The sequence below is a fragment of the Streptomyces sp. NPDC057616 genome, from assembly GCF_042800575.1.
Classification (GTDB): domain Bacteria; phylum Actinomycetota; class Actinomycetes; order Streptomycetales; family Streptomycetaceae; genus Streptomyces.
Genome location: NZ_JBHVGU010000047.1, coordinates 1 through 6,723 on the forward strand (window position 1 = coordinate 1; position 6,723 = coordinate 6,723).

Below are 6,723 nucleotides of genomic sequence, written 5' to 3' on the forward strand. Positions count from 1 at the left end.
TTCTCAAGGAACGGACGCTTCCTTCGTACTCACCCTCTCGGGCTTTCCTCCGGGCGCTTCCCTTCGGTGTTTCCGACTCTATCAGATCCTTTCGGGCCTGATTCCCTGTCGGCGGGGCCTTTCGACATTCACTACGTTAGCCGATTCCCTCTGCAACTCATAATCGAGTTCCGCGCGTTTGAATTCAGGCATGCAGACATGCCGAATTCGCCCTCGCTGAGGGTGACCGTAGGTAGTGGTTTGGCCACTTCCGGCTGCTGGCGATCGCCGTACCCGGTTCAAGCGGCTCGGGCTACGTTACGCACCTTCCAAGGGTGCGTCAACTTCGGCGGCGCCTGGGGACGTGGGCCCGATAAGGGCTCACCGTCGGGTCGTTGGCGACCCAGAAGCGCCACGGGTGCACGGCTCCGTCGCCGGACACCCCGGTGCGTGGACCGTTGAGTACCTGGTCGGACGCGATCGGAGTGCCCGTCAGGATGCGCAAAGGAGTCTCCCCCTGTGCGCATGCGTCCGTACCGTTCAGGGCACGATCCACGTTCAGGGCGGTGGCCAGGCGCGCAGGGCCTTTGGCCAGTTCCTTGTCGTTTCGGGCCGAGAGTCGACGTTTACGCGCCTGCTCGACACCTTCGAGCACCTCACCTGCGCGGAGCAGGACCGCGCTCGCGCGGTCCTCGGGGCCGCACACGAGGTTCATGCAGAACCACATGCCGTAGGTGAAGTAGACGTACACGTGACCGGGCGGACCGAACATCACTCCGTTGCGGGCGGTGGGGCCGCGATAGGCGTGGGAGCCGGGGTCGTTCTGGCCGTCGTAGGCCTCGACCTCCGTGAGGCGCAGGGCGACCGGACCGTCGGGGGTCGTACGCACGAGGATGCGGCCCAGGAGGTCCGGGGCGACTTCCAGGACAGGGCGGTCGAAGAACTCCCTGGGGAGTGGCGTACGGTCCGGGGGCGTGATCATGCGGCCCGAGCCTAGTCCAGACAGGTGGAGCCAAGGGCTGGTCAAGGCTTCGTCTGCTTGCCAGGGTGAGGGCGCGGAACCGGGCGGACCCGGATCGCGTTTGTAGGGATCAAGGATCCATACGTAAAGGGAGAGTCATGGCGTTCAAGAAGCTGCTCGCGAGTCTGGGGGCCGGCGGGGCTTCGGTCGAGACGGTGCTGACCGAGGTCAACGTCGTTCCGGGTGGCGTCGTCCAGGGCGAGGTGCGGATCCAGGGCGGGTCCGTGAACCAGGAGATCGAAGGCCTGTCCGTGGGGCTGCAGGCGAAGGTCGAGGTCGAGAGCGGCGACGAGGAGTACAAGCAGAACATCGAGTTCACGAAGGTGCGGCTCGGTGGCGCCTTCGAGCTCCAGGCGGGCGCCGTGCACGCCGTGCCGTTCGGGATCGAGATCCCGTGGGAGACGCCGGTCACGATGATCGACGGCCAGGCGCTGCGCGGGATGAACATCGGTGTGACCACCGAGCTGGCGATCGCCCGTGCCATCGACTCCGGTGACCTGGACCCGATCAACGTGCACCCGCTGCCGGCGCAGAAGGCGATCCTGGACGCGTTCATCCAGCTCGGCTTCCGCTTCAAGAACGCGGACATGGAGCGCGGCCACATCCGGGGGACGCGCCAGAAGCTGCCGTTCTACCAGGAGATCGAGTTCCACCCGCCGTCGCAGTACCGGGGCCTCAACCAGGTCGAGTTGAGCTTCGTGGCCGACGAGCACGCCATGGACGTCATCCTGGAGATGGACAAGAAGCCCGGCCTGTTCAGCGAGGGCAGCGACACCTACCGGTCCTTCCAGGTGGGCCAGCACGACTTCCAGGGGACCGACTGGGCGGCGTACCTCAACCAGTGGCTGTCCGAGGTCGGCAGCAAGCGGAACTGGTTCTAGGCTCGGAACTGCTGATTCCGTAATCGATCAGGAGGTACCGAGGTGACCGAGGTCAAGCGGCGGCCGCTCCCCCACGACTTCCATCCGCCCGTGCCGGCGTTCACGGTGACGAGTGAGGACGTCCAGGAGGGCGCCACGCTCAAGGACGCTCAGGTCTACGCGGCCGGCAACACCTCGCCGCAGCTGCGGTGGGAGGGGTTCCCGGCGGAGACCAAGAGTTTCGCCGTGACCTGCTACGACCCCGACGCCCCGACGGGCAGCGGGTTCTGGCACTGGGTGCTGTTCGACATCCCGGCTTCCGTGACCGAGCTTCCGGTCGGCGCGGGCACCGGCAAGTTCGAGGGGCTGCCCGAGGGTGCGGTGCAGGCTCGTAACGACTACGGGTCCAAGGACTTCGGCGGCGCCGCCCCGCCCCCCGGGGACGGGCCGCACCGGTACGTGTTCACGGTGTACGCCGTGGACCAGGAGAAGCTCGGCCCGGACGCGGACGCCAGTCCGGCCTTCGTCGGCTTCAATCTGCGGTTCCACGCGATCGCGCGTGCCCAGCTGATCGGTGAGTACGAGGCGCCCGCGGAAGCCTGACGTTCATTGAACGTTTGCCCGCCCCCGGTCTTGGAAGTGATCGAGGGCGGGCACTTTTTATTGCGTTGTCCATCTCGGCGTGCCCGGCCAGAGTTGATCCAAGCCCGCCAGTGGGTGGGCCGGTGCGCATGGGAGGTGGGCTGGATGCGGGACACGCTGGTGCTGAACGCGAGCTTCGAGCCGCTGTCGACGGTGACGTTGAACCGAGCCGTCGTTCTGGTACTGCAGGACAAGGCCGTCGTCGAGCAGGCCCACCCCGAGCTGCGCATGCGCGGAGCCGCGGTCGACATACCCGCCCCCCGGGTGATCCGGCTGTGCAGGTACGTGAAGGTGCCGTTCCGAAGACAAGCGCCGTGGTCGAGGCGGGGTGTGCTGGTCAGGGACCGCCACCGGTGCGCGTACTGCGGCCGGCGGGCGACGACCGTGGACCACGTGGTGCCGCGGTCGCAGGGTGGCCGGGACTCGTGGCTCAACACGGTCGCCTCGTGCGCGGAGGACAATCACCGCAAGGCCGACCGGACTCCGGAGCAGGCGGGGATGCCGCTGCTGCGGGAGCCGTTCGAGCCGACTCCGCAGGATGCGATGCTGCTGACGCTGGGGGCGGAGGAGTTTCGGGCGCTGCCGGCCTGGCTTGCACGGGACGCCGCCTGACATAGCTGCACGTCGTACTACGGGTGCGGATGTGCTGTGGCTGGTCGCGCAGCTCCCCGAGCCCCTGACAGAACTCGGGGCCCGCCTTCCTGGTGAAGGCGGGCCCCACTGTCGTTGTGCCTGTTGTGCCTCAGTCTATGGACGGCTTCTCGCGGCGTTCCGCCGCCTTCTCGGGGGCGGGGGCGCCGCCGCCCGGCATGCCGCCGAGGCCGAAGTTGCCCATGGCGCCGGACAGACCCTTGAGCGCGTCGCCGATCTCGCTGGGCACGATCCAGAGCTTGTTGGCGTCACCCTCGGCGATCTTCGGCAGCATCTGGAGGTACTGGTAGCTGAGCAGCTTCTGGTCGGGGTCGCCGGCGTGGATCGACTCGAAGACGGTGCGGATCGCCTGGGCCTCGCCCTCGGCGCGCAGGGCCGCGGCCTTCGCCTCACCTTCGGCGCGCAGGATCTGGGACTGCTTCTCACCCTCGGCGGTGAGGATGGCGGCCTGGCGCGTACCTTCGGCGGTGAGGATCGCGGCGCGCTTGTCACGGTCGGCGCGCATCTGCTTCTCCATCGAGTCCTGGATGGAGGTGGGCGGTTCGATCGCCTTGAGCTCGACGCGGTTGACGCGGATGCCCCACTTGCCGGTGGCCTCGTCGAGGACGCCGCGCAGGGCCGCGTTGATCTCCTCGCGGGAGGTCAGGGTCCGCTCGAGGTCCATGCCACCGATGATGTTGCGGAGCGTGGTGACGGTGAGCTGCTCGATCGCCTGGATGTAGCTGGCGACCTCGTACGTGGCGGCGCGGGCGTCGGTCACCTGGTAGTAGATGACCGTGTCGATGTTGACGACCAGGTTGTCCTGGGTGATCACCGGCTGCGGCGGGAACGGCACGACCTGCTCACGCAGGTCGATGCGGTTGCGGATCGTGTCGATGAACGGGACGACGATGTTGAGGCCCGCGTTGAGAGTCCGCGTGTAGCGGCCGAAGCGCTCGACGATGGCGGCGCTGGCCTGCGGGATGACTTGGATCGTCCTGATCAGGGCGATGAAGACCAACACCACCAGAATGATCAGGACGATGATGACCGGTTCCATCGTCGTTCCCCGTACCCTTCTCCGCCTCGGCGCTTTCGGAAGATCTTATGGGCTGTTGAAGATCTTGCTGGTCGAGTCTGTCAGACCGTCGCACAACTCGGGGGCTGTTCCGTTCAGTTGAGTCCTGCGAGGTCAGATGACGATCGCGGTGGCTCCTTCGATCTCCACGACGTCGACTTCCTGGCCCACCTCGTAGGCGCTGTCGGCGTCGAGCGAACGTGCGGACCAGATCTCGCCGGCCAGCTTGATCCGGCCTCCGGAGCCGTCGACGCGCTCCAGGACGACGGCCTGCTTCCCCTTCAACGCCTCGACCCCTGTGGCGAGTTGGGGGCGTTGCGCGCTGTGCCTGGCCGCGATGGGCCGCACGACGGCGATGAGGGCGACCGAGACGACGCCGAAGGCGATCACCTGGGCCACGGCGCCGAAGCCGAGGCCGGCCGTGACCGCGGCGGCGACGGCGCCCACCGCGAGCATGCCGAACTCCGGCATCGCCGTGACCACGAGGGGGATTCCGAGCGCAGCCGCGCCGACGAGCCACCACACCCATGCGTCGATGTCGTTCACGTCGTCATGGTAGGACCGCGGGTCCCGCCTCCGACAGGGCGCGATGCGGCGGGAAGGGGCTTCTTGCCCTTGTTTTCGCGGGTACTTCACACAGTCGGGACAGCCGTCAGGACAGCGGCAGGCCCTGCGCGGTCCAGCGGTCGCCCACCTGTTCGACGACGAGCGGGAGGCCGAAGCAGAGGGAGAGGTTGCGGGAGGTGAGTTCGAGCTCCAGCGGGCCGGCGGCGAGCACCCTGCCCTGACGGATCATCAGGACGTGGGTGAAGCCGGGGGCGATCTCCTCGACGTGGTGGGTGACCATGATCATCGAGGGGGCGATCGGGTCGCGGGCGAGGCGGCCGAGGCGGCGGACCAGGTCCTCGCGGCCGCCGAGGTCGAGGCCGGCGGCGGGCTCGTCGAGCAGGAGCAGCTCGGGGTCCGTCATCAGGGCGCGGGCGATGAGGGTGCGCTTGCGCTCGCCCTCGGACAGGGTGCCGAACCTGCGGTCCACGTACTCGGTCATGCCGAGGCGGTCGAGGAAGGCGCGGGCGCGCTGCTCGTCGACGTCCTCGTACTCCTCCTGCCAGCCGGCCGTCATGCCGTACGCGGCGGTCAGCACGGTCTGCAGGACGGTCTGGCGCTTGGGGAGCTTGTCGGCCATGGCGATGCCGGCCATGCCGATGCGCGGGCGCAGCTCGAAGACGTCGGTGCCGGGCCTGCCGAGGGTCTCGCCGAGGATGGTCGCGGTGCCGTTGCTGGGGTAGAGGTAGCTGGACGCGACGTTGAGGAGGGTGGTCTTGCCGGCGCCGTTGGGTCCGAGGATGACCCAGCGCTCGCCCTCCTTGACCGACCAGGAGACCTGGTCCACCAGAGCCCGGCCCTCCCGGACCACGGATACGTCCTGAAGCTCCAGAACATCGCTCATGAGCGCGTTGTCTCCCCTTGCAGTGTGACCGTCTCGGCGTCTCGGCTGTGCGTGCGCGTTGTGGGCGCTGCCCTCGACGAAATCTACGCCACCGGCCGGGCCGACCATTCCATCGGTCCGGTCCTTAGGGTGGAGACATGCTCTCGGAACCGCGTTCAGGACGCCTTGCGGCATGGGGAAACGCCCTTTTGGCCGGACTTGTCTCACCCGACGACGCCGTGGTCGCCATCGTCGGCGACGACGCCGTGCACCGGATGGAGGGGCTGCCCGGCGAGTCGGGGCCGGTCGGGCTCACGCTCGCGCTCGGGCGGCTGCGCTCGCTCGGGGTGACCGGCCTGCGGCTCGCGCTGCCGGCGCCGGGACATCCGCTGGGGCTGAGCGGCCCGCCGGAGTTCAACGCGCGGGCGATGGAGTCCGAGGAGGCGGTCGTCTGCTACGGCGCCGCCCTCGGGCTGGTGCCCGAGGTCTACGAGGCCGGGCCCGACGGTGATGTCCATGTCGAGGTCGTCTGGCACTGCCTGCCGGTGCGGGACGCGCCGCCGGCCGACGTGCCCTCGCTGGGCGAGGCCGAGCGGGAGCTGGCGGAGGCGCTGCAGAGGGCCACGGAGGTGCTGTCGCGGCTGGACGTCGCCGCGTCGGGGCCGGTGGCGGAGGCCGCGATCGACGCCTACCGGGCGCGGGCCGAGCGGGGGCGGGGGCAGGACGTGCTGGCTCCGGGGTATCCGCCGCGGGCGGTGCGGGTGCTGGAGCTGGCGCAGCGGATCGGGCTGCTGGTCTCGCTCGCCGGGGAGAACGGACACGGAGGCGCGGTGAGCTCCGCCGAGATGGCGGCCCGGGCGGAGGCCCTGCGGCCGGTGGAGCGGGTGGGACGGCGGGCTCAGGTCGCGGCGTACAACTCCGTTGTGGAGGAGCGGGAGCGGGGGGTGCGGTGAGCGTCGGTTTCTTCGGCGCAGGCGGTTCGTGGTGCCGTGCCTGGGGGCTCCGCCCCCAGACCTCCGTTTCGGCCTGTACGGCCTCGGGGGGGTGGGGACGAAAGACGGAAGGAGGGGGGGCGGGGGAGGGA

At 69.0% G+C, this 6,723-nt stretch carries 8 protein-coding genes; 4 read left to right on the forward strand and 4 right to left on the reverse strand.

What is annotated here, in order from left to right:
* Positions 1 to 319: 319 nt before the first annotated feature.
* A complete protein-coding gene (locus ACFU97_RS39410; RefSeq protein WP_384266304.1) occupies positions 320 to 961 on the reverse strand; it encodes a DNA-3-methyladenine glycosylase in 642 nt (213 codons plus the stop codon).
* A gap of 137 nt (positions 962 to 1,098) precedes the next feature.
* On the opposite strand from ACFU97_RS39410, the gene ACFU97_RS39415 reads away from it, so the two are divergent.
* The 3 genes from ACFU97_RS39415 to ACFU97_RS39425 all read left to right on the forward strand — a co-directional run bounded on the left by ACFU97_RS39415 (position 1,099) and on the right by ACFU97_RS39425 (position 3,114).
* On the forward strand, positions 1,099 to 1,881 hold the full coding sequence (locus ACFU97_RS39415) for a sporulation protein (protein ID WP_384266307.1): 783 nt from the start codon (positions 1,099 to 1,101) through the stop codon (positions 1,879 to 1,881).
* 42 nt (positions 1,882 to 1,923) lie between these two features.
* The gene (locus tag ACFU97_RS39420; protein WP_384266310.1) at positions 1,924 to 2,463 is read left to right on the forward strand and encodes a YbhB/YbcL family Raf kinase inhibitor-like protein; all 540 of its coding nucleotides are present in this window, start codon (positions 1,924 to 1,926) and stop codon (positions 2,461 to 2,463) included.
* A gap of 144 nt (positions 2,464 to 2,607) precedes the next feature.
* Positions 2,608 to 3,114 (forward strand): HNH endonuclease, encoded by a 507-nt coding sequence (locus tag ACFU97_RS39425; protein WP_384266313.1) that lies wholly within the window; start codon positions 2,608 to 2,610, stop codon positions 3,112 to 3,114.
* A 130-nt stretch (positions 3,115 to 3,244) separates the two neighbouring features.
* On the opposite strand, the gene ACFU97_RS39430 is transcribed toward ACFU97_RS39425, so the two are convergent.
* From ACFU97_RS39430 to ACFU97_RS39440, 3 genes are all read right to left on the reverse strand, one after another.
* On the reverse strand, positions 3,245 to 4,192 hold the full coding sequence (locus tag ACFU97_RS39430) for an SPFH domain-containing protein (protein ID WP_384266316.1): 948 nt from the start codon (positions 4,190 to 4,192) through the stop codon (positions 3,245 to 3,247).
* Positions 4,193 to 4,324: 132 nt separating this feature from the next.
* Positions 4,325 to 4,756, reverse strand: coding sequence for an NfeD family protein (locus tag ACFU97_RS39435; protein WP_384266319.1), 432 nt, complete (start codon positions 4,754 to 4,756; stop codon positions 4,325 to 4,327).
* A gap of 106 nt (positions 4,757 to 4,862) precedes the next feature.
* Positions 4,863 to 5,660 (reverse strand): ABC transporter ATP-binding protein, encoded by a 798-nt coding sequence (locus ACFU97_RS39440; RefSeq protein WP_384266322.1) that lies wholly within the window; start codon positions 5,658 to 5,660, stop codon positions 4,863 to 4,865.
* Between the two features lie 137 nt (positions 5,661 to 5,797).
* On the opposite strand from ACFU97_RS39440, the gene ACFU97_RS39445 reads away from it, so the two are divergent.
* Positions 5,798 to 6,592: a hypothetical protein gene (locus ACFU97_RS39445; RefSeq protein ID WP_384266325.1), complete on the forward strand. Its 795-nt coding sequence runs from the start codon at positions 5,798 to 5,800 to the stop codon at positions 6,590 to 6,592.
* Positions 6,593 to 6,723 lie beyond the last annotated feature (131 nt).